This is a genomic window from Pseudomonas syringae pv. tomato str. DC3000 (assembly GCF_000007805.1).
GTDB lineage: Bacteria > Pseudomonadota > Gammaproteobacteria > Pseudomonadales > Pseudomonadaceae > Aquipseudomonas > Aquipseudomonas avellanae.
This window is the reverse complement of sequence record NC_004578.1, coordinates 1,655,884-1,674,979: the sequence shown is the minus strand read 5'-3', so window position 1 is coordinate 1,674,979 and position 19,096 is coordinate 1,655,884. Positions and strand designations below refer to the sequence as shown.

The 19,096-nt window shown below is 59.8% G+C and carries 19 protein-coding genes and 2 pseudogenes; 6 read left to right on the top strand and 15 right to left on the bottom strand.

From position 1 onward, the window contains the following. Positions 1 to 30 precede the first annotated feature (30 nt). A complete protein-coding gene (locus PSPTO_RS07965; RefSeq protein WP_005765951.1) occupies positions 31 to 381 on the top strand; it encodes a YbaY family lipoprotein in 351 nt (116 codons plus the stop codon). 207 nt (positions 382 to 588) lie between these two features. Next, positions 589 to 1,278: a DUF4197 domain-containing protein gene (locus PSPTO_RS07960; protein ID WP_005765949.1), complete on the top strand. Its 690-nt coding sequence runs from the start codon at positions 589 to 591 to the stop codon at positions 1,276 to 1,278. Positions 1,279 to 1,346: 68 nt separating this feature from the next. Here PSPTO_RS07960 and PSPTO_RS07955 read toward each other — a convergent pair. After that, positions 1,347 to 1,526 (bottom strand): annotated as a pseudogene (locus PSPTO_RS07955) (AcrB/AcrD/AcrF family protein); the annotation flags it as partial. Between PSPTO_RS07955 and PSPTO_RS07950 the strand changes: the two are divergent. Further along, positions 1,526 to 1,705 (top strand): annotated as a pseudogene (locus PSPTO_RS07950) (TetR/AcrR family transcriptional regulator C-terminal domain-containing protein); the annotation flags it as partial. The pseudogenes PSPTO_RS07955 and PSPTO_RS07950 sit on opposite strands and share 1 nt — an antisense overlap. A 1-nt stretch (position 1,706) precedes the next feature. Here the strand turns inward: PSPTO_RS07950 and PSPTO_RS07945 are convergent. Next, positions 1,707 to 2,516, bottom strand: a complete 810-nt coding sequence (locus PSPTO_RS07945) for a class I SAM-dependent methyltransferase (RefSeq protein WP_005765943.1) — start codon at positions 2,514 to 2,516, stop codon at positions 1,707 to 1,709. A 96-nt stretch (positions 2,517 to 2,612) separates the two neighbouring features. Between PSPTO_RS07945 and PSPTO_RS07940 the strand changes: the two genes are divergently transcribed. Beyond that, positions 2,613 to 3,236 carry a hypothetical protein gene (locus PSPTO_RS07940; RefSeq protein ID WP_005765940.1) on the top strand — a complete coding sequence of 208 codons (624 nt, stop codon included), beginning with the start codon at positions 2,613 to 2,615 and terminating at the stop codon, positions 3,234 to 3,236. Positions 3,237 to 3,327: 91 nt separating this feature from the next. Here PSPTO_RS07940 and PSPTO_RS07935 read toward each other — a convergent pair whose 3' ends face one another. From PSPTO_RS07935 to ppc, 6 genes are all read right to left on the bottom strand, one after another. Further along, entirely contained in the window at positions 3,328 to 4,017 is a 690-nt protein-coding gene (locus tag PSPTO_RS07935; RefSeq protein WP_005765937.1) for an extensin-like domain-containing protein, read from the bottom strand. 141 nt (positions 4,018 to 4,158) lie between these two features. Beyond that, positions 4,159 to 5,022 carry a DUF72 domain-containing protein gene (locus tag PSPTO_RS07930; RefSeq protein ID WP_010201379.1) on the bottom strand — a complete coding sequence of 288 codons (864 nt, stop codon included), beginning with the start codon at positions 5,020 to 5,022 and terminating at the stop codon, positions 4,159 to 4,161. Positions 5,023 to 5,024: 2 nt separating this feature from the next. Next, complete coding sequence (locus tag PSPTO_RS07925; protein ID WP_007245395.1) at positions 5,025 to 5,336, bottom strand: hypothetical protein; 312 nt, start codon at positions 5,334 to 5,336, stop codon at positions 5,025 to 5,027. 223 nt (positions 5,337 to 5,559) lie between these two features. Further along, positions 5,560 to 6,234, bottom strand: a complete 675-nt coding sequence (gene tsaB, locus PSPTO_RS07920) for a tRNA (adenosine(37)-N6)-threonylcarbamoyltransferase complex dimerization subunit type 1 TsaB (protein ID WP_005765933.1) — start codon at positions 6,232 to 6,234, stop codon at positions 5,560 to 5,562. An 87-nt stretch (positions 6,235 to 6,321) separates the two neighbouring features. Next, complete coding sequence (adk, locus tag PSPTO_RS07915) at positions 6,322 to 6,969, bottom strand: adenylate kinase (protein ID WP_011103583.1); 648 nt, start codon at positions 6,967 to 6,969, stop codon at positions 6,322 to 6,324. Positions 6,970 to 7,248: 279 nt separating this feature from the next. Then, positions 7,249 to 9,885 carry a phosphoenolpyruvate carboxylase gene (ppc, locus tag PSPTO_RS07910; RefSeq protein ID WP_011103582.1) on the bottom strand — a complete coding sequence of 879 codons (2,637 nt, stop codon included), beginning with the start codon at positions 9,883 to 9,885 and terminating at the stop codon, positions 7,249 to 7,251. Positions 9,886 to 10,263: 378 nt separating this feature from the next. Here ppc and PSPTO_RS07905 point away from each other — a divergent pair, with 378 nt between their 5' ends. Continuing rightward, positions 10,264 to 10,677: a DUF4398 domain-containing protein gene (locus PSPTO_RS07905; protein WP_005765928.1), complete on the top strand. Its 414-nt coding sequence runs from the start codon at positions 10,264 to 10,266 to the stop codon at positions 10,675 to 10,677. A gap of 58 nt (positions 10,678 to 10,735) precedes the next feature. Continuing rightward, positions 10,736 to 11,518, top strand: coding sequence for an OmpA family protein (locus PSPTO_RS07900; protein ID WP_005765926.1), 783 nt, complete (start codon positions 10,736 to 10,738; stop codon positions 11,516 to 11,518). 76 nt (positions 11,519 to 11,594) lie between these two features. Here PSPTO_RS07900 and PSPTO_RS07895 read toward each other — a convergent pair whose 3' ends face one another. The 7 genes from PSPTO_RS07895 to PSPTO_RS07865 all read right to left on the bottom strand — a co-directional run bounded on the left by PSPTO_RS07895 (position 11,595) and on the right by PSPTO_RS07865 (position 19,061). After that, positions 11,595 to 11,915 (bottom strand): lipoprotein, encoded by a 321-nt coding sequence (locus PSPTO_RS07895; protein WP_011103581.1) that lies wholly within the window; start codon positions 11,913 to 11,915, stop codon positions 11,595 to 11,597. Beyond that, positions 11,912 to 12,808 carry an alpha/beta hydrolase gene (locus tag PSPTO_RS07890; RefSeq protein WP_007245391.1) on the bottom strand — a complete coding sequence of 299 codons (897 nt, stop codon included), beginning with the start codon at positions 12,806 to 12,808 and terminating at the stop codon, positions 11,912 to 11,914. Before PSPTO_RS07890 ends, PSPTO_RS07895 begins: the two co-directional genes overlap by 4 nt. 250 nt (positions 12,809 to 13,058) lie before the next feature. After that, entirely contained in the window at positions 13,059 to 14,336 is a 1,278-nt protein-coding gene (locus PSPTO_RS07885) for a flavohemoglobin expression-modulating QEGLA motif protein (protein WP_005765921.1), read from the bottom strand. Between the two features lie 141 nt (positions 14,337 to 14,477). Next, complete coding sequence (locus PSPTO_RS07880; RefSeq protein ID WP_024657440.1) at positions 14,478 to 15,257, bottom strand: TetR/AcrR family transcriptional regulator; 780 nt, start codon at positions 15,255 to 15,257, stop codon at positions 14,478 to 14,480. Between the two features lie 24 nt (positions 15,258 to 15,281). Beyond that, the gene (gene lysS / locus PSPTO_RS07875) at positions 15,282 to 16,784 is read right to left on the bottom strand and encodes a lysine--tRNA ligase (RefSeq protein WP_005765916.1); all 1,503 of its coding nucleotides are present in this window, start codon (positions 16,782 to 16,784) and stop codon (positions 15,282 to 15,284) included. A gap of 69 nt (positions 16,785 to 16,853) precedes the next feature. Continuing rightward, positions 16,854 to 17,949, bottom strand: a protein-coding gene (gene prfB, locus PSPTO_RS07870; protein ID WP_096059895.1) for a peptide chain release factor 2 whose coding sequence is annotated in 2 segments (ribosomal slippage) — positions 16,854 to 17,876 and positions 17,878 to 17,949 — 1,095 coding nt in all. Because the reading frame shifts where the segments join, the coding sequence is not laid out codon by codon here. A 107-nt stretch (positions 17,950 to 18,056) separates the two neighbouring features. Beyond that, entirely contained in the window at positions 18,057 to 19,061 is a 1,005-nt protein-coding gene (locus tag PSPTO_RS07865; RefSeq protein ID WP_005765914.1) for a response regulator, read from the bottom strand. Positions 19,062 to 19,096: the final 35 nt, after the last annotated feature.

Here is a 19,096-nt window from a genome sequence, read left to right as displayed (position 1 = left end):
GAATGGTGCCTATCAAATAAGGAAATTGAGATGTCCAGCGAACCCCTAGTACGCCTTCAGGGTGAAGTTTATTACCTGCCACGCATCGCGCTGCCGACAGGCTGCGAGTTGACCGTCACCTTGAGCGACATCAGCCTGGCTGATGCACTGGCGATTGAAATTGACACCTGCAAAAAAACGATCACCCACCAGGTGCCGTTGCCGTTTGAACTTGGCTATGCCTTTGACCGCTATCCTGTACCGGGTCACAGCTATGCCTTGTCGGCGCGAATCGAGCATGAGGGTCGGTTGATCTGGATCAACGACACCGTGCACCCGATTGAACTGACCAACGAAAATCAAAGCGATCTGAAGATCAAGGTCATTCAGGTCGCCGGCTGATTGGTTTCACCTTACAAAGCTCTCTTCGACGGCGCGTTTTCAACGCGCCGTCGTCGTTTCGCGTGGCTTCATCCTCTTCGGCATCGATCGACGCTTTTCGCTCCCGGGTTTCGAGTGCCTGTCACCACTTCCTGATACGCTTGTTCGCGTACCGCACCATTATCAACTCGGGTCCGGATTGAAACCCACTTTTACAAGGACGCTCTCATGCCTCGTTTTTCGTTTACCTTCGCTGCCCTGTGCGCCGGCCTTTTGCTGTCGGCCAACGTTTTCGCGCTGTCGCTGAGCGACCTTTCGCAATCAGACGCTACCGGCGGGCTCAAGGATGCCCTGACCCAGGGCGCGCAGGTTGCAGTCAAGCAACTGGGCGTTCCCGGCGGTTTCAGCAAAAATGACGAGGTGCGCATCGAGCTGCCAGGGAAGCTTGGCCAGGTGGCGAAAAAAATGAAAATGCTGGGCATGGGCACCCAGGTCGATCAACTCGAAACCAGCATGAACCAGGCGGCAGAAGCGGCCGTTCCGCAAGCGCAGGCGCTGCTGGTAGATGCAGTGAAAAAGATGAGCGTGACTGACGCCAAAGCCATTCTGGGCGGCGGCAAGGATTCGGCCACCCAATACCTGAACAGCACCAGCCGCGAGCAGATTCGCGCCAAATTCCTGCCGATCGTCAAGAAGTCTACGGATCAGGTCGGTCTGGCGCAGAAGTACAACGCATTTGCGGGCAAGGCAGCGGCACTTGGCGCGCTGGACAGCAAAAGCGCCAACCTCGAAAGCTACGTGACCGAGCAAGCGCTCAACGGCTTGTTTGAAATGATCGCCAAACAGGAAGAAAGCATCCGCGCCAACCCGGCAGCTGCCGCCACCGGCCTGGCGAAGAAGGTCTTCGGGGCACTTTGAGCGAACCTGCCGCAGCGGGTGGGGTACGCTCTATTCATCCACCCGTTTCACCCTGAACCACGCGGCAGCAACCGGTTGCGGTGCCAGATAACGCCCTCTTCAAAACCGTAATCGGGGGTTGCCACCTGCGAAATCGCCACGCTGGTGCCGTTTTCCGTCGGGATCGCCAGGCTGGACAGCGCATCCAGTTGATCACGCTCGTTGCGGGTACCACGCAGCAGAATGTCAATCAGCTCGTCATCATCGCGGCAGCCTGCGCATCGAACACCCGACACGCGCCGCCGAGCACTTTCTGAACATGATCAAGGGTGTGCACAACTTCCGTCTGCTGGTCGGCTGTGCAGCACCGGCCGATCAGGACACGGTCGAGGAGCATGTCCGGGAAGTAGTGATGTTGTTCATGCGCACCTACCGCCCGGACGCTTGAGCTACAGGTCCGGCGCTGGCTCGACAGCCTTGGGCTTCAGGGCTTTTCTGGGATAGATGTCATAACGGCTGGACTTGCCGTCCAGCGCGTAACCCGGCTTGGGGCCGTCGATACACGGCGCCTTGCGCGGTCGTTTGACCACCACGCGATGGGTGGCAAGCGCCAGCGCCGCCGCGAGCAACGCTGGCGCGTCCATGTCATCGCCCACCAACGGCCGGAACAGGCGCATTTCCTTCTTCACCAGTGCGGTCTTTTCCCGATGCGGAAACATCGGGTCAAGGTAGATGACCTGCGGCGGCTCTTCTACCCAGCTTCGAATGATCTCGATGGAGTTGCCGGTCAACAGGCGCATCCGGGCGATGATCGGGCCGATATCACGGTCGCCGCGCCCACGCGCCAGGCCATCCTCAAGCAGCGCGGCGATGATCGGCTGGCGCTCGATCAGGCTCATCTCGCAGCCAAGGCTCGCCAGCACGAAGGCATCCTTGCCCAGACCTGCCGTGGCATCCAGCACGCTGGGGCGAATACCTGGCTGAATGCCAACCGCCTTGGCAATCATCTGCCCGGTGCCGCCGCCAAACAACCGCCGATGGGCGACCGCGCCTTCGACAAAGTCGACCCGCACCGCGCCCGGCACGTCGTCGCCCAATTGCTGCAATTGCAGGCCATCGTCGGTCAATTGCAGTGCAAAATCCGCGTCGGCATCATGCAACGGCAAGCCCAGACGCTGTGCCCATTGCGCGGCGTGTTCCTGCCCGTCGATTGCCAGCGCTTCAACCCGGATACGACTGCCTGCTTGCTGCTCGATCATTACGTCTACACACTCAAAAATTGTTAATGATCGGCAAAATCTGCCGATAACCAAGTATCCGGCATTTTGCCAGACCCAAGGCCAGTACTGATCGCTATGTCAGACATTGTTCAATCATCCATCGGCTATTTGTCGCACTCAGGCGACTTTAGCGTTCGCAACAGCCGCACACTCGGTGGTGTGACGCAGCTGTGGTCGGATGCATTTGCCCGGGCGATGGCGGATCAGGTCAGCGAAAGCACTACCGTACCCGTGCACCCAACGGCTGTGGAAGTGGATGTTGAAACAGGCGAACCGGTCGCTGGCGCAAAAACCCTGAGCAAGATTGTCGAGCAACGTACCTGCCCGGTGACTGATACCGAGGTCAAACCACCTGAGCCTCTGTTTCTGCCAATCGCCGAATTTGACCTCGACCTGCTGCCGCCGCCTGCCGAGCCTTTCAGCATGGCAGAAATGATCGAACAGCAACGTAGCCTGGAATTCGAGAACCACTGGGTGCGCCCGACCGTTCTGAGCCCTTACGACGACAGCGTCAAACCAGGCCCCGGCCCGCAACCACGCCCATTGCACATGCCGATTGCCGAACTTGAATGGAACCTGGCCGACAAGCCCGCCCTGCCACTGGACGAGCAGACCATTGCTGCCCAACAACGCCAGTTTGACTACGAAAACGGCTGGGCCCGCCCACTGATCCTGCAAAACCTGCGGATGGCGGCTTGAAGCCTCAAGCTTCAAGCTGTTAGCTGCAAGCTAGAAGCGACTTGGATCAAAGCTTGAGACTTGCAGCTTGCAGCTTGCAGCTAAAGCCGCCCTACCTACATACCCGCCACTTCCCCATGTCCATGTGAAAATGATCGCGATGCGCGGCGTTGTACTGTGGTCCGAGCACGGTGCTGAAGTTCTTGCACGCGCCGTCGCGGACCAGCGTCAGAAAACGCCCTTTGTCGCCGCTGTCGCCCCAGTCCCTGAGCAGGTTGATCCGCTGGCCGTCAGCAAGGCGGAAACCCGCGATATCCAGCGCATTGGCGGTCGCGTGCTGACTGAGGCGGCTGTTGGCGCGGTTGTAGATGTTGCGGCAGGCGAAGCTGCCCAGATGATCGATTCGCGCAACCCGCTGGCCGAAAACTGCCTGCGCGGCGGGCTGCAAGGTATGAATATCGAACAGCGCATAGGCCACTGCCAGCGGGCAACTGGCCAGAAAGCTGCTGCTCAGCGCCACGTCACCCCCCTGGATACGCAACGTGTTCTCCAGCGGGCACTGTACAGACGGGGCGCTGTCAGCCTGACGACTGAAACGCAGCCCCGAAGTGCTCAGCACCTGATCGCACAGCGCCGGGTCGTCGCGCAATCTTGACAATTTGTAAGAGGTCAGGAAGTTGGGCTCGGCTCGCACATCCAGCGGCGCCCAAGGGTTCCAGCGCGCCGGCACATCGACCCAGCCGCGCCAGACAGCCAACACCCCGCCCGCACAGAGCAGCAGGAAGATCAGCAGCACGCGCATGCTTGCTCCCTGACCTGATAATCAGAGGCAAATTGCAAGGCATGGTTGAAAGTGCCGGTGCAACCGTCAAAACGGCGCAATTGTGAGTCCATCTGCACGCTCTCCACAGAGTCAGGCGCTATCAGCCTGTATCTGCAGACCTCAGAGCAAGCCCAACTGTTCCACCTGCGGCCCACGATCCAGTTCAGGCAACGCCGGCAACCCAGGCAAGCGCAACATCAATTGCTCGTGAAAACGTCTGGCCTGCTCGGGCGCCTTGAGGTTATCGGGGGTGTGCAGAAACACATAGGGCGTACGGCCCTCTTCAATCCACACGGCGACCTTCTCCACCCATTGCACAAGAAACTCGTTATTGGCCTCCAGGTCCGGGCCGCCGATGAAGCGAACCTGAGGGAATGAGGTCAGCGCCGCTGGGCGTGGCGGCACCTTGGGTTTCTTGGACTGGGCGTGAAGCACGGCGGGGTCGCTGGACACGCAGTTAAACAGTGCGCGCGAATCGAGACAGATGCGCTCGACACCTCGATCCAGCAACAGGCGATTGAGCATGCGCTCCTCGTCACCCTTCATGAAAAACGCCATGTTGCGCACTTCTACTGCCAGCGGGACGTTCAGCTCGTCGATAAAACCGACCAGTTCGGCAAGCCGCTGTGGGGTGAAGCTGGCGGGCAATTGCAGCCAGAACGGCGCGATCCGGCCACCCAATGGTGCGAGCAGGCGAATGAATGCTTCTGCCGCGCCGACCTGTTGACGAAGGTCGCCGTTGTGGCTGATGTCTTTATGGAATTTGGCCGTGAAGCGAAAGTCTTCGGGCATTGTTTCTGCCCAACGCTGAACAGTAGTGGCAGCGGGCCGTGCATAGAAGGTGGTGTTGCCTTCAACGACGTTGAACACTTGCGTGTAGAGGCTCAGAAAATCAGTGGGACGGGCATCTTCGGGGTACAACGAATCGCGCCAGGCGTTTTCACTCCATGACGGACAACCGAGGTAGTAAGGCAGGCGAGTCACAATCAAACGTGAAGGTCGAGCCCGGATACTTCAAGGTCCCAATCTACAAAGCTGGCAGTGGTCAGGTAGCTGGCCAGCGCATGGGCGACACGAGAGCTCATGGAGCGCGGGAAGATGATGTCTTGCGGACGCGCAGGCACGTTGGCGGTGCTGCCAACAGGCGAATCACCCGATTCACGGCGAGCTTGCGCCGCAGGTGGCGGCAACTCGGCATCAACCACGACTTCCTCAAAAGTACCCTCAACGGTAGAAGGCGTTTTCTGCGGCTTTCGCTTGATCGGGTAAGAGCGTTGTGAGGGTCCGTCTATGCGCATCGATTATATACTCGGTGTCGATAGTGGCAATTTAGCGTCACTGCACGGCAGTTCGCAAATTACTTAACGATAACTAGACCACATATATTGCAAATTGTTTTCTCGAAATGAGATTTAAGAGCATTCAGACGACAAGCGGTAGATGGCTAATTGATAGTTTTCTGTTGAGGGCACTCATTGCGCAAGTTGCGTCAGCCACTGGACAGTAGCGTGCCTGCACTTATTAACGCGCCTTCGGCGTGGCGACCTTGTCGCGCAGGTAAACCGGCTGTGCATCGTCTGCCGACAAGGCTTCGCCACGGTTCCAGGCAAAGGTGGCGAGGGTCAGCAGATCCTGTGCATGGGGCAGCATGCTTGCATCATGACCTGCCAGGCTGACCGGAATACGCTCGGCGTAGCCCCAGCCGGTACCCGAACCGAACCATTGCCCGCTGGCGTCCACCGGCAGCGTCGCCAGTTCGGGAGCCATGACGGCTTCGTTGCCGAGCAGACGCATTTCGCCGGCAGTCTCGCGGTAACAACCCCAGTAAACTTCATCCATGCGCGCATCAATGGCCGATGCAACCTGGGAAACGCCATGCTCGCGAAACGCGCGCTGGGCCAGTACGGCAAGATTGGAGACGGGCAATACCGGACGCTCCAGCGCGAAGGCCAGGCCTTGCACGACGCCGATGGCAATGCGCACGCCAGTAAAAGCACCCGGGCCGCGCCCGAAGGCGATGGCGTCCAGCGCTGACATCGCAATGCCAGCCTCGCCCAGCAGGTCCTTGATCATGGGCAATAGCCGCTGGGCGTGCAGGCGCGGGATCACCTCGTAGTGGCTCAGCACCTTGCCGTCATGCAGCAAAGCGACCGAGCAGGCTTCAGTGGCGGTGTCCAGGGCCAGCAAGGTGGTCATCGGTGTTTCCGTCTTGGTGAAAAAGTGGCGCAGTATAAATGACAAATAGCCCGCAAGCGGGCCATTTTATCAAGCAGGCTTTACACCTCAGCTCAGCGCTACCAGCACCTTGGCCGTAATCTCTTCAACCGAACCAACGCCTGGAATGTGGCTGCACTTGGGCTTGCCATTCTGCGCTTCAAGCTTGCTGTAGAACTCAACCAGCGGCTTGGTCTGGTCGTGATAGACCTTCAGGCGCAGGCGCACGGTTTCTTCGACATCGTCCTTGCGCTGCACCAGCGATTCGCCAGTCACGTCATCGACACCTTCGACCTTCGGCGGGTTGAAGATCGTGTGATAGATGCGGCCGGAACCTTCGTGAACACGACGGCCCGACATGCGCTTGACGATTTCTTCGTCATCCACGGCGATTTCGAGCACGTGGTCGATTTCCAGACCGGCCTTCAACAGGGCTTCTGCCTGAGGAATGGTGCGCGGGAAGCCGTCGAACAGTACGCCGTTCGCGCAATCGGGCTCGGCCAGGCGGTCCTTGATCAGGCCGATGATCAGGTCATCGGAAACCAGATTGCCTGCGTCCATGACGCTTTTGGCTTTCAGGCCCAGCTCAGTGCCGGCCTTGACCGCAGCGCGCAGCATGTCGCCAGTCGAAATCTGCGGAATGCCGAACTTTTCAGTGATGAATTTTGCCTGAGTACCTTTACCGGCCCCGGGAGCTCCTAGCAGAATCACGCGCATCGTCATGCTCCTCAAAATTTTTATAGTGAAATCAACGGATTCGCCTCGGGGGCCAATCTAAAAATAATCAGGCCAACAGGCCGAAAGGCTGATCAAGATACACAGCCGACAGTGGCCGCACAAGCCGCCAAAAGTCGCATTAACCGCCTGCGCACCGGCTTGCGTGCCTTGATTGTCGAGCTGGGTGATCTGTATCAACGTTTCCGGCAGGCTGGCCTGCAAACCCGGTCTTGCCACCGCCGGACCGAAACGACCCGACGACAGCAGCGGTGCGGTTGCTTAACCGGTGTTGCGCAGGCCGGCAGCAATACCTGCCACAGACACCAGCAGCGCCAGTTCCAGAGGGCTGTCCAGACTCGCTTCGCGATTGCGCGAGCGCGAAAGCAACTCGGCCTGAAGCAAATGCAGCGGGTCGAGGTAGGCGTTGCGCAGGCTGATGAACTCAAGCGTTTCAGGGCTGTGGGCCAGCAGTTGCGTCTGGCCGGTCAACCCCAGCACAACATTGCAGGCCTGCGACAATAGGTCGCGTAAATGTGCGCCCAAATGTTGCAGCTCAGCGGTCACCAGACGTTCGTCGTAGAGCCGGGCAATGTCTGCGTCGGCTTTGGCGAGGACCATTTCCAGCATGTCGATACGGGTTCTGAAGAACGGCCACTGCTCACGCATCTGCGCCAGCACCTCGCCTTCGCCGCGCTCCAGCGCCTTGCTCAACGCAGCCTCCCAGCCCAGCCATGCGGGCAGCATCAGGCGCGTCTGGGTCCAGGCGAAGATCCACGGAATGGCGCGCAGGCTTTCTACGCCCCCCTCGCGACGCTTGGCCGGCCGACTGCCCAACGGCAAGCGGCCCAGTTCCTGCTCGGGTGTCGCCTGGCGGAAGTATTCGACGAACTCGGGGTTCTCGCGCACCACCGCCCGGTAGGCACTGACCCCGTCGCTGGCCATCTGGTCCATCATCGTGCGCCAGGCTGGCTGCGGGGGTGGCGGCGGCAATAGCGTGGCTTCCAGTACGGCAGCCAGGTAGAGATTGAGGTTCTGCTCGGCGATGTCTGGCAGGCCGAATTTGAAACGAATCATTTCGCCCTGCTCGGTGGTCCGGAATCGCCCGGCAACCGACCCCGGTGGCTGCGACAGGATTGCCGCATGCGCCGGACCGCCGCCACGCCCGACGGTACCGCCGCGACCATGGAACAGCAGCAATTCGACCTGTTGCTCGCGACAGATCTCCACCAGTTTTTCCTGCGCCCGGTATTGCGCCCAGGCGGCCGCAGTGGTGCCAGCGTCCTTGGCCGAGTCCGAATAGCCAATCATGACTTCCTGCGGCCCCTGCAAACGTGAGCGATAACCAGGCAGCCCCAGCAGCGTCTCGATCACCGGCCCGGCGTTATCCAGGTCGGCGAGGGTCTCGAACAGCGGGACCACACGCATCGGCCGTTGCAGCCCGGACTCCTTGAGCAGCAATTGCACGGCCAACACGTCGGAGGCGGAACCGGCCATCGAGATCACGTAGGAACCCAAGGACGCTGCCGGCGCTGCCGCCACCTCTCTACAAGTGGCCAGCACTTCGGCGGTATCGGCTGCCGGTTTGAAGTAGCTCGGCAGCAACGGCCTGCGGTTATTCAATTCGCGCAGCAGGAAATCGATCCGGGTCTGCTCATCCCACTCTTCATAGCGACCCAGCCCCAGATAGTCTGTGATTTCGGTCATGGCCGCGCAATGCCGCGTGGAGTCCTGACGCACATCCAGACGCACCAGAAACAGGCCGAATGTGACCGCACGACGCAGGCAGTCGAGCAGCGGCCCGTCGGCGATCACGCCCATGCCGCACTCGTGCAGTGACTGGAAGCACAGCAGCAGCGGGTCCAGCAGTTCGCGGTTGTCGCGCAGCACCGCCTCCGGCGCAGGCAAGGTCTCGGTCAGCGAAGCGTTGGCCCAGTTACGTGTTGCACGTAGACGTTCGCGCAGGCGTTTGAGCTCGGCACGATAAGGCTCGGCGCTGTCGCCGACACTGGCGCGCAGTGCGTCACTGGCCTGCTGCATCGACAGCTCGGCGGCAAGGTTGTCCACGTCGCGCAAATACAGGTCAGCGGCCATCCAGCGGGCCAGCAGCAGAACTTCACGGGTCACGGCGGCGGTGACGTTCGGGTTGCCGTCGCGGTCGCCGCCCATCCAGGAGGCGAAACGGATCGGCGCAGATTCCAGCGGCAAATGCAGGCCAGTGGCGGCGTGCAGCACGTGGTCAGCCTTGCGCAGGTAATTCGGGATGGCGTGCCAGAGGGAATGCTCGATGACCGCAAAGCCCCACTTGGCCTCGTCGACCGGTGTCGGCCGGATACGCCGAATCTCTTCGGTGTGCCAGGCCTCGGCGATCAGACGCTGCAAGCGTGAGGTAATCTGCGCGCGCTCGGCGCTGTTGAGGTCGCGATGGTCCAGCGCCGCCAGTTGCGTGGCAATGGCGTCGTACTTCTGGATCAGCGTGCGACGAGCAACTTCGGTGGGGTGCGCGGTCAGCACCAGCTCGATTTCCAGTTTGCTCAACTGGCGCGCCAGGGTTTCAGGCTGGTGTCCTTCTGCTTTCAGACGATCAAGCAATTCGGACAGCACACGCGACTCGAACGGCAGCGGCTGCGCATCGTCACGCCGATGCATGAGCTGATATTGCTCGGCAATGTTGGCCAGGTTGAGGAACTGGTTGAAGGCCCGGGCCACCGGCAGCAGTTCGTCATCCTCAAGACCGTCGACGCTTGAACTGAGCTGCTCTGCACCTTCTGCAGAGCCACGCCTGCCCGCCTTGGCGCCCTTGCGAATGCGTTCGATCTTGTCGAGAAATTCAGCCCCGCGCTGCTCACGGATGGTATTGCCCAGCAGTTCACCCAGCAGGTGAACGTCTTCGCGCAGACGCGCATCGATATCGGCCATCGTTCCCTCTCCCGGTTATTGTTTGGGCTCAGTTGCGTATCCGTTCAACAGAACGAGCTACGTGAATTCAAATCCGCGTTGCCAACAGTGCACCAAAAGGCGGTAGTTCGCCAAATGCTTAGCGCAAAAAGCTGTGTTGGCGTGCACCGCCTGTTCGCCAACAGAACCTTTTGAGATGTCGCCCGACTACAGGCAGTTGGTCGAGCGCCGTTGAAAATTCCTGACCACTCGAAAAATATTAATATGAACTATTCAAAAACCCCGCAGGTCGGAGCCATTAACCATTACAGGAAAGCCCGAAAGGTAGCAGGTGTTGTACGACCTCATGCCCGGACTTGATGCACAACTGTCATGGATAACCACGTTCGGAGTCATACAATGGAGTTGATCACCATGAACACCCTTACTGCCAAAACCAAGTTCCAAGGCCTGCGCGGGCTCAAGCTGGCTGCGCTGGCAATCGGTAGCACGTTCATCCTGGCCGGTTGCGCAGGGAACCCGCCATCCGAGCAGTACGCGGTTTCTCAATCTGCCGTAAACAGCGCCGTCAGCGCCGGTGGCACCGAGTTCGCAGCCGTAGAGATGAAATCGGCTCAAGACAAACTCAAAGCTGCTGACCTGGCCATGCAGGATCACAAGTACGACGAAGCCCGCAAGCTGGCTGAACAAGCCGAGTGGGATGCTCGTGTAGCGGAACGCAAATCTCAGGCTGCCAAAGCCAACAAGGCTGTGCAGGATGCCCGTCAGGGCGTGAACGAACTCCGTGATGAAGGCCTGCGTCAGGTGCAGTAAGCACCTCGCCACCCTTCTGCTTTCATGAATTCGTAACTGATTAAAGGACGACCTTATTATGCGTAAACAATTGATGATCCCTGCTCTGCTGGCCATGAGCGTTGCGTTGGCAGCCTGTGCAACCAAGCCTAACCCTAACCTGGAACAGGCACGCAGCAACTTCACCGCGCTGCAGACCAACCCTGAGTCCACCAAAGTCGCCGCCCTGGAAACCAAGGACGCGAGCGAATGGCTGGCCAAGGCAGAGCAGGCGTTCCGTAATGATGACGACGTCAAGAAAGTCGATCAGCTTTCTTACCTGACCAACCAGCGCGTCGAGCTGGCCAAGCAGACCATCGCCCTGCGCACCTCCGAAGCCGCTCTGCAGAACGCTTCTGCCGACCGTGCCAAGGCTCGCCTGGAAGCGCGTGACGCTCAGATCGCTGCGCTGAAAAACAGCCTGAACGCCAAGCAGACCGAACGCGGTACGCTGGTGACTTTCGGTGACGTGCTGTTCGACTACAACAAGGCCGAGCTGAAGCCAACCGCCCAGGGCGACATCGGCAAGCTGGCTGCGTTCCTGCAGGAAAACACTGACCGCAAAGTGATTGTCGAAGGCTACACCGACAGCACCGGTTCGGCTTCCTACAACCAGTCGCTGTCCGAGCGCCGCGCCAATTCGGTTCGTATGGCACTGGTCCGCATGGGTGTAGACCCGGCGCGCGTTGTGACCATGGGTTATGGCAAGGAATATCCGGTTGCTGACAACTCCAGCAACTCGGGCCGCGCCATGAATCGTCGTGTGGAAGTGACCATTTCCAACGACAACCAGCCTGTTGCCCCACGCTCGTCGATGAAATAAGCGACCGAGCGGCTGTACCCAAGCCCCGTCTGCGCATGCAGGCGGGGCTTTTTAATGGGTGGGCACTTATGCGGGTTTATTGCTGTGGTGTCTGCTGGCCGATACAGCGCACCGCCTGCCTGCGGTCGTCGATCAGCACGCCGGACAAGCCCTTGCGTGACGTATCGAACAGCACCAGCACGCCGTCGATGCACTGCGCAACTTCAGCGGCGGGCGTCGCAGCAATCTTGTAGTCCTCGCCCGGCACAGTCTTGAGCAGGGTGAATTCACTGAGCAACAAGGCGTCTTCAGGTTTGGCGAAGTGCAGGTAGCCGTAGAACCACAGGCAGCCGACCGTACCGATGACTGCGCCAACGCCGGCCAGGATCATGCCGTTCACATTACGATCATCACTCATTGCGCAGGATGTTTGTCAGAAGCGGGAAAATTGGGCACTTCGGCCAGACGACGCAGGCCATTGAAGTGCTCGGGGTCTTCGAGGTAGCGCAGCATGACCTGACGCCACAGAGGGTCGCCAAAGGTTTGCGCGTGCTCGCCGCGGGTCAGTTGCAGCACGCGCGGGGGCGGCGCAGCCTTGTACAGCTCGATGCCATTGGCGAGCGGCACCAGTGTGTCGTCCATGCTGTGGAAGATCAGCATCGGGGTACCCGCCAGTTGCGGCAGGCCGTTCACCGCACTGTCGGCGTCCGGGATCAGCCATGACAATGGCGTTTTCAACGGCCAGGTCAGCCAGGATTTGCTCAGCGAGTTTTGCGCAACACTGCGGTAGCTGGCCGGCACGCTGTCCAGCACCAGTGCTTTGACTCTGGAGCGTTCTTGCGGGTGCTGCGACAGGTAGTGCACTGCCAGCGCGCCGCCAATGCTCTGTCCCAGCACCACGAGCGGCCTGCCTTGTACCTGCGGCGTGGTGTTCAGCCAGTCGAAAGCCGCCTGAACATCCTGATAGATCGCCGGCAGGCTGGGCTCGCCCTGCGACTGGCCGTAACCGCGATAGTCGACCATCAGCACCTGATAACCCTGCTCGGGCAGCCACCAGCTGCCCCCCAGGTGCCACGAAAGATTGCCGCCGTTGCCATGCAGGTGCAACACCGTGCCTTTGACCGGCACACCTTCTTTGACCGGCAACCACCAGCCATGCAACTGCGTGCCATCGGCAGCGGTGAGGTTCACGTCCTGATACTGCAGACGCGCCTTGTCGGGCGTGAACGGCAGGCCATGTTCCGGATAGAACAGCATTGAGCTGCAACCGGTGAGGCTCAGGATCAGGACGATGATGCCGATCAGTTTCAAATGGGGGGTTCCTTGAAGTCTCAGTGCTATCCAGCCCCAGAGTGTAGGAGCTTCAGAAGGTTACGACGGCTGCGATGGGCTGCGAAGCGGCCCTGAAACCGGTGACCTTGGTTGTGACTGATACACATTGTGCACAGGTTTTGCTGCCGGTTCCCGGCAGATCGCGGACAAGTCCGCTCCTACAAAAAATGGAGTTCCCGGCAGGCAGCCAAGCGTCGCCCGGTCCGCTCCTGCAAACAATGATCAACGGCTACAAAATATTCGAATAATCCGCTTCGATACGGTCCAGGCTCAGGTGGTTGAGGAAGTTGGAGAAGCACATCCAGGCCGATAATGCGTTCATGTCACGAAACTGCTCTGGCAGGTACTTGGGTGCAACCACTAGCCCTTCATCCACCAGTTGGCGCAGGGTGCGCATGTCTTCCAGCGTGGTCTTGCCGCAGAACAGCAGCGGCACCTGCTCAAGTTTGCCTTTGCGCACCGCCAGCTGAATGTAGTTATAGACCATGATGAAACCCTTCAAGTACGAAAGGTCTTTGGTGAACGGCAAACCGTCAGGCACCGAGCCGCGGAACACCCGGCTGGCGTTGCCGTAGCTCTCCGACATGCCGAAACCCTGCTCGCGATAGAACTCGAACACCTGCAGAAAATCAGCGCCCTGCTCGGCCATGTGAATGGCGCGCGTGCGGTTGGTCAGCTTGCGCAGGCGGCTGGGGTAGGAGGCAAAGGCAATGACTTCCATGAGAATCGCCAGCCCTTCCTGCGTCACCGTCGAGGACGGCGGGCCTTTGGACAGGAAGGTGCAGATCGGCTGGTTTTGCCCGTTCAGTGTGGTGCCGACGTGCACCAGACCTTCGTGAACCTCCAGCGCTCGTACATCCCGCTCGTTGAACATCGCGTCGGTACGGATCTTGATGTAGTCAGCACCGGCGGCCGCGTCGGCGACGATACCGTCGGACTCGAACACCCGTATGGTTTCTTCAGCCTCGCCAAAAACCCGATTCAGGCGCGATTGCAGCAGCGAAACAGCGTCTTTGGCCGTAAGGATTTTCGGCTCGTCTTTCAGGTCACCGCGCCCGGCAATGTTATTCAGGTAATCCGAAAGCATCAGCCCCAGATCGGCCAGGGTCGGGTCACCGGCGTGAAAGGCATCGGACGCCGCGCCGTAAAGCTCCTGAGAGATCAGCCCGAAATCGGGAGTGCCACGCGCTTCAAGCATGCGCACCACCATGCGGTACTCGCGGCACATGCGCCGCATGATCTGCCCGACCGGGTTGAACTGTCCCAGTTGACGTGTGACGTCCCGCTCGATGTTCTGAAACTCTTGTTTCAGGGCCACCGAATCGAACCCCAACGGACGGTTTTCGTAATAGGCACGATCTACAGCAGGGAGCGCCTTGCCCTTGGCGGCGAGAAAGTTCTTGCGAACCGTGTCATCCCATTTCACTGCATCCAGAATGCGAATCGGCGTCTGTGCAACGACGATCCGATCCGATAAAGCACGAATAGTCTGTTGATACTCGTCCACCGGTACTCCTTGGCTGGCGGGCTTTTTGCCCTGCTGCGGGGTGGCGCATGAATAACGTGCCACCTGTAGAAAAATATCGGATCTGGCAAGATCGTCAAGCCGCGGGAACACTTGATCCAGAGCACGCCAGAAAAGGTGCCGCTACCCTCGAAGCGGTTGCGGCGTACCCAGTACCAGACGCAACTGGCGAGTGAGGATATCAAGCATTTCGTCCCCCGCTTGACGCTGCGGACCATGAAGCAGGCCTTGATACTCCATGCGACGGATCAATCCCGTCAACACCTGAGCGTCCTGATAAGGCTGCAGCGAGCCGATCACCTGAAAGAACTGACAGCTGCCCTGCAACAAAATTTCCTGATGGGCCATGACCAGCGGGGTCAGACGCGGGTTGATCAGTGCTTCATGGTAGAACGCCTGCTCGGCAATCAAGTATTCGCGGCGGGTCAGCAACTGATGGCGAATATGCTCCATCGCCATGCGTGCGATGTCGTCGGCCAGCCGAAAACGGTCGGTCGGGCTGCCGGAGCTGCGGCTCATCATCTCGCGCAGGATGATTTCGGTGGTCTGCCACAGCCGCGCAAGGTAGTCGGCACTGCGTTGCACGTATTGGGCGAAGGCATCGGTCAGCAGATCATCGATGTCCTTGAAATAGTAGGTGGTCGCAGACAGCGGCACACCGGCCTCGGCGGCCACGGCACGATGACGCACGGCACGTACACCGTCACGCACCACAATGCGCATGGCGGCATCGAGAATCACCTGCCTGCGTTGTTCACTGCCCTCCCGAGCAGCCTTGCGGCCTTGATACTTGACACTTTTGGCCACCGCACTCGCTACTCCGGCAGCCCCTTCTCTTGCAATTGTCACGACAGCTTCCTTTTTGAGAACGTCCTGAAAAACGCTTAAAAAAAAGCCGCCCATTGAAGGCGGCTTTTTTTCCACTGCTTACGCCTGGGGGCGCATGTGCGGGAACAGGATCACGTCCCGGATCGACGGCGAGTCGGTGAGCAGCATCACCAACCGGTCGATACCGATCCCCTCACCCGCCGTGGGCGGCATGCCGTATTCCAGCGCACGAACAAAGTCGGCGTCGTAGTGCATGGCTTCGTCGTCACCGGCGTCCTTGTCGGCCACCTGGGCCTGGAAGCGTTCGGCCTGATCTTCAGCGTCATTGAGCTCGGAGTAGGCGTTGGCGATCTCGCGGCCGCCGATGAACAGCTCGAAACGGTCGGTGACGTTCGGGTTGTCATCGTTGCGACGGGCCAGCGGCGACACTTCGAACGGGTACTGGGTGATGAAGTGGGGCTGTTCCAGCTTGTGCTCGACCAGTTCTTCGAAAATCATCACCTGCAGTTTGCCCAATCCTTCGAAGCCGAGCACTTTCGCACCCGCCTTCTTGGCGATGGCGCGCGCTTTGTCCACATCCTGCAGATCGGCAGCGGTCAGCTCAGGGTTGTACTTGAGGATCGAATCGAACACCGACAGGCGCACGAACGGTTCGCCGAAGTGGAACACCTTGTCGCCGTAAGGCACGTCGGTGCTGCCCAGCACCAGCTGCGCCAGCTCGCGGAACAGTTCTTCGGTGAGGTCCATGTTGTCTTCGTAGTCAGCGTAGGCCTGGTAGAACTCGAGCATGGTGAACTCGGGGTTATGCCGGGTCGAAACACCTTCGTTACGGAAGTTGCGGTTGATCTCGAAGACTTTCTCGAAACCGCCGACCACCAGACGCTTGAGGTACAGCTCCGGTGCAATACGCAGGAACATTTCCAGGTCCAGTGCATTGTGGTGGGTTTCAAACGGCTTGGCTGCCGCACCGCCAGGAATGGTCTGCAACATCGGCGTTTCAACTTCAAGGAAGTCACGCTGCATCAGGAAGCTGCGGATGTGAGCGATGACCTGCGAGCGCACACGGAAGGTTTCGCGCACGTCTTCGTTGACGATCAGGTCAACGTAACGCTGGCGGTAGCGCTGCTCGGTATCGGTCAGGCCGTGGTGCTTGTCGGGCAGCGGGCGCAGCGACTTGGTCAGCAGGCGCACGCTGGTCATTTCGACGTACAGGTCGCCCTTGCCGGAGCGTGCCAGCGTACCTTCGGCCGCGATGATGTCGCCCAGGTCCCAGGTTTTCACCTCGGCCAGGGTTTCTTCAGGCAGGGTTTTGCGATTGACATAGACCTGGATGCGCCCGGTCATGTCCTGGATGACCATGAACGAACCACGGTTAAGCATGATGCGACCGGCAACCTTGACCGGGATCGCTGCCTCTGCCAGTTCTTCCTTGGTCTTGTCGACGTACTGTTTCTGCAGGTCATTGCAGTAGCTGTCGCGGCGGAAGTCGTTGGGGAAGGCCTGACCCTTGGCACGGCCGGCAGCAAGCTTTTCCTTGCGCAGGGCGATCAGGGTGTTTTCTTCCTGTTGCAGGGCTTGCGGGTCGAGTTGTTGGTCGCTCATGTCTTTAGATATTCCATCACAGGTTCGCCCTCGCCTTGCAGCGAGGGGCTTGAGGTGTCGGCTGACGGTTTACAGCCCTTGCTTGAGGCTCGCGATCAGGTATTCGTCGATATCGCCATCAAGCACCTTGTCGCAGTCGCTGCGTTCGATGTTGGTTCGCAGGTCCTTGATACGCGAGGCGTCCAGGACATAAGAGCGAATCTGATGACCCCAGCCGATATCCGACTTGGTGTCTTCGAGCGCCTGGGACGCTGCGTTGCGCTTCTGCACTTCCTGCTCATACAAACGGGCCCGCAGCATTTTCATGGCGGTGTCCTTGTTCGCATGCTGGGAACGTTCGTTCTGGCAGCTGACCACAGTGTTGGTCGGAACGTGGGTAATACGTACCGCCGAGTCGGTGGTGTTTACGTGCTGACCACCGGCACCCGAGGAGCGGTAGGTGTCGATGCGCAGATCCGACGGGTTGATGTCGATTTCGATGTTGTCATCGATTTCCGGCGACACGAACACGGCCGAGAACGAGGTGTGACGGCGGTTGCCAGAGTCGAACGGGCTCTTGCGCACCAGACGGTGCACGCCGATTTCGGTGCGCAACCAGCCAAAGGCATATTCACCCTTGATGTGCACGGTAGCGCCCTTGATACCGGCGACTTCACCGGCGGACAGCTCCATGATGGTGGCGTCGAAGCCGCGCTTGTCGGCCCAGCGCAGGTACATGCGCAGCAGGATGTTGGCCCAGTCCTGGGCTTCGGTGCCGCCGGAACCGGCCTGGATGTCCAGATAGGCGTTGTTGGGGTCCATCTCGCCACTGAACATGCGGCGGAATTCGAGCTTTTCCAGCGAGGCACGCAGGCGCTCGACTTCGGCAGCCACGTCGTCGACGGCAGCCTGGTCTTCTTCTTCGGCGGACATCAGCAGCAGGTCTTTGGCGTCGACCAGCCCGGAGGACATTTCGTCCAGGGTTTCGACGATCTGCGCCAGCAACGAGCGCTCGCGCCCCAGCTCCTGAGCGTAGGCCGGGTTGTTCCAGACATTGGGATCTTCGAGCTCGCGGTTTACTTCGGTCAGACGATCATGTTTGTGATCGTAGTCAAAGATACCCCCGAATGGTTTCGGAGCGCTCGGACAAATCCTTGATGCTGTTTAGGATCGGGTTGATTTCCATGGTAGGCAGCACTCGCAGGCGAAATTTTCAAAGCCGACGAGTATACCCCAAGGCGCGCCGCGAAAGCAGCCCGCGCGGGCTGCCTATTTTATCTGCCGCGGGTGATATCAGCCGGCAGCCACCTGATTGCGCCCATTGTTCTTGGCCAGATACAGCCCTTTGTCGGCGTCGAGGATCAGTTGCCTGCTGTGCTGGCCCACCTGCGGCGTCACGGTGGCGACGCCGATACTCACGGTCAGGCTGGAACCCGGCACCGGGGCGATGTGCGGGATGTTCATGCCGGCCACGCTCTGGCGCAGTTTTTCAGCAAGCAGACGCGCACCACCCGGCGACGTGTTGGGCAGGACCATGGCGAATTCCTCGCCGCCGTAGCGCGCCGGCAAGTCCGACGGGCGACTGCAACTGTTGCGGATTGCCTTGGCCACCTGACGCAGGGCTTCGTCGCCCTCCAGATGCCCAAAGTTGTCGTTGTAGGCCTTGAAGTAGTCCACATCGATCATCAGCAGCGACAACTGCGCCTGATCGCGGGTCGCTCGACGCCACTCCAGCTCCAGGTATTCGTCGAAGTGGCGACGGTTCGACAGCCCGGTCAGGCCATCGGAGTTCATCAGGCGCTGCAGCACCAGATTGGTGTCGAGCAACTGTTGCTGGCTGACGCGCAGGGCGCGATAGGCTTCATCACGCTGCAACAGGGTCATGTAGGAGCGCGAGTGATAGCGAATGCGCGCCACCAGCTCGATGTTGTCCGGCAGTTTGACCAGATAGTCGTTGGCCCCGGCCGCGAACGCTGCGCTTTTGATCAGCGGGTCTTCCTTGGTGGAGAGCACGATGATCGGAATGTCACGGGTCAGCGGGTTGCTGCGGTATTCGCGAACCAGCGTCAGGCCGTCAAGGCCGGGCATGACCAGATCCTGCAGAATCACCGTCGGCTTGATCTGCACAGCCTGGGCAATCGCCTGGTGCGGGTCGGCGCAAAAATGGAAGTCGATCGATTCATGGCCGGCCAGACCACGCCGTACCGCTTCGCCAATCATGGCCTGATCATCGACCAGCAGCACCATTGCGCTGTTTTCATCCGAGGTTTTGATGTCGTCCGCCTGCAGGTCATCCATGAATCGTCTCCTGTTCGCCGACAGCCGGTGGTTTC

Bases quoted from the DNA above. Each gene is read 5' to 3' on its own strand.
- PSPTO_RS07940 (WP_005765940.1), top strand. From the start codon at position 2,613: ATGTCAGACATTGTTCAATCATCCATCGGCTATTTGTCGCACTCAGGC.
- PSPTO_RS07900 (WP_005765926.1), top strand. From the start codon at position 10,736: ATGCGTAAACAATTGATGATCCCTGCTCTGCTGGCCATGAGCGTTGCG.
- PSPTO_RS07865 (WP_005765914.1), bottom strand. From the start codon at position 19,061: ATGGATGACCTGCAGGCGGACGACATCAAAACCTCGGATGAAAACAGC.
- PSPTO_RS07945 (WP_005765943.1), bottom strand. From the start codon at position 2,516: ATGATCGAGCAGCAAGCAGGCAGTCGTATCCGGGTTGAAGCGCTGGCA.
- PSPTO_RS07895 (WP_011103581.1), bottom strand. From the start codon at position 11,915: ATGAGTGATGATCGTAATGTGAACGGCATGATCCTGGCCGGCGTTGGC.
- tsaB (WP_005765933.1), bottom strand. From the start codon at position 6,234: ATGACCACCTTGCTGGCCCTGGACACCGCCACTGAAGCCTGCTCGGTC.
- PSPTO_RS07905 (WP_005765928.1), top strand. From the start codon at position 10,264: ATGGAGTTGATCACCATGAACACCCTTACTGCCAAAACCAAGTTCCAA.
- PSPTO_RS07925 (WP_007245395.1), bottom strand. From the start codon at position 5,336: ATGCGCATAGACGGACCCTCACAACGCTCTTACCCGATCAAGCGAAAG.
- PSPTO_RS07880 (WP_024657440.1), bottom strand. From the start codon at position 15,257: ATGGGCGGCTTTTTTTTAAGCGTTTTTCAGGACGTTCTCAAAAAGGAA.
- PSPTO_RS07960 (WP_005765949.1), top strand. From the start codon at position 589: ATGCCTCGTTTTTCGTTTACCTTCGCTGCCCTGTGCGCCGGCCTTTTG.
- PSPTO_RS07965 (WP_005765951.1), top strand. From the start codon at position 31: ATGTCCAGCGAACCCCTAGTACGCCTTCAGGGTGAAGTTTATTACCTG.
- lysS (WP_005765916.1), bottom strand. From the start codon at position 16,784: ATGAGCGACCAACAACTCGACCCGCAAGCCCTGCAACAGGAAGAAAAC.
- ppc (WP_011103582.1), bottom strand. From the start codon at position 9,885: ATGGCCGATATCGATGCGCGTCTGCGCGAAGACGTTCACCTGCTGGGT.
- adk (WP_011103583.1), bottom strand. From the start codon at position 6,969: ATGCGCGTGATTCTGCTAGGAGCTCCCGGGGCCGGTAAAGGTACTCAG.
- PSPTO_RS07935 (WP_005765937.1), bottom strand. From the start codon at position 4,017: ATGCGCGTGCTGCTGATCTTCCTGCTGCTCTGTGCGGGCGGGGTGTTG.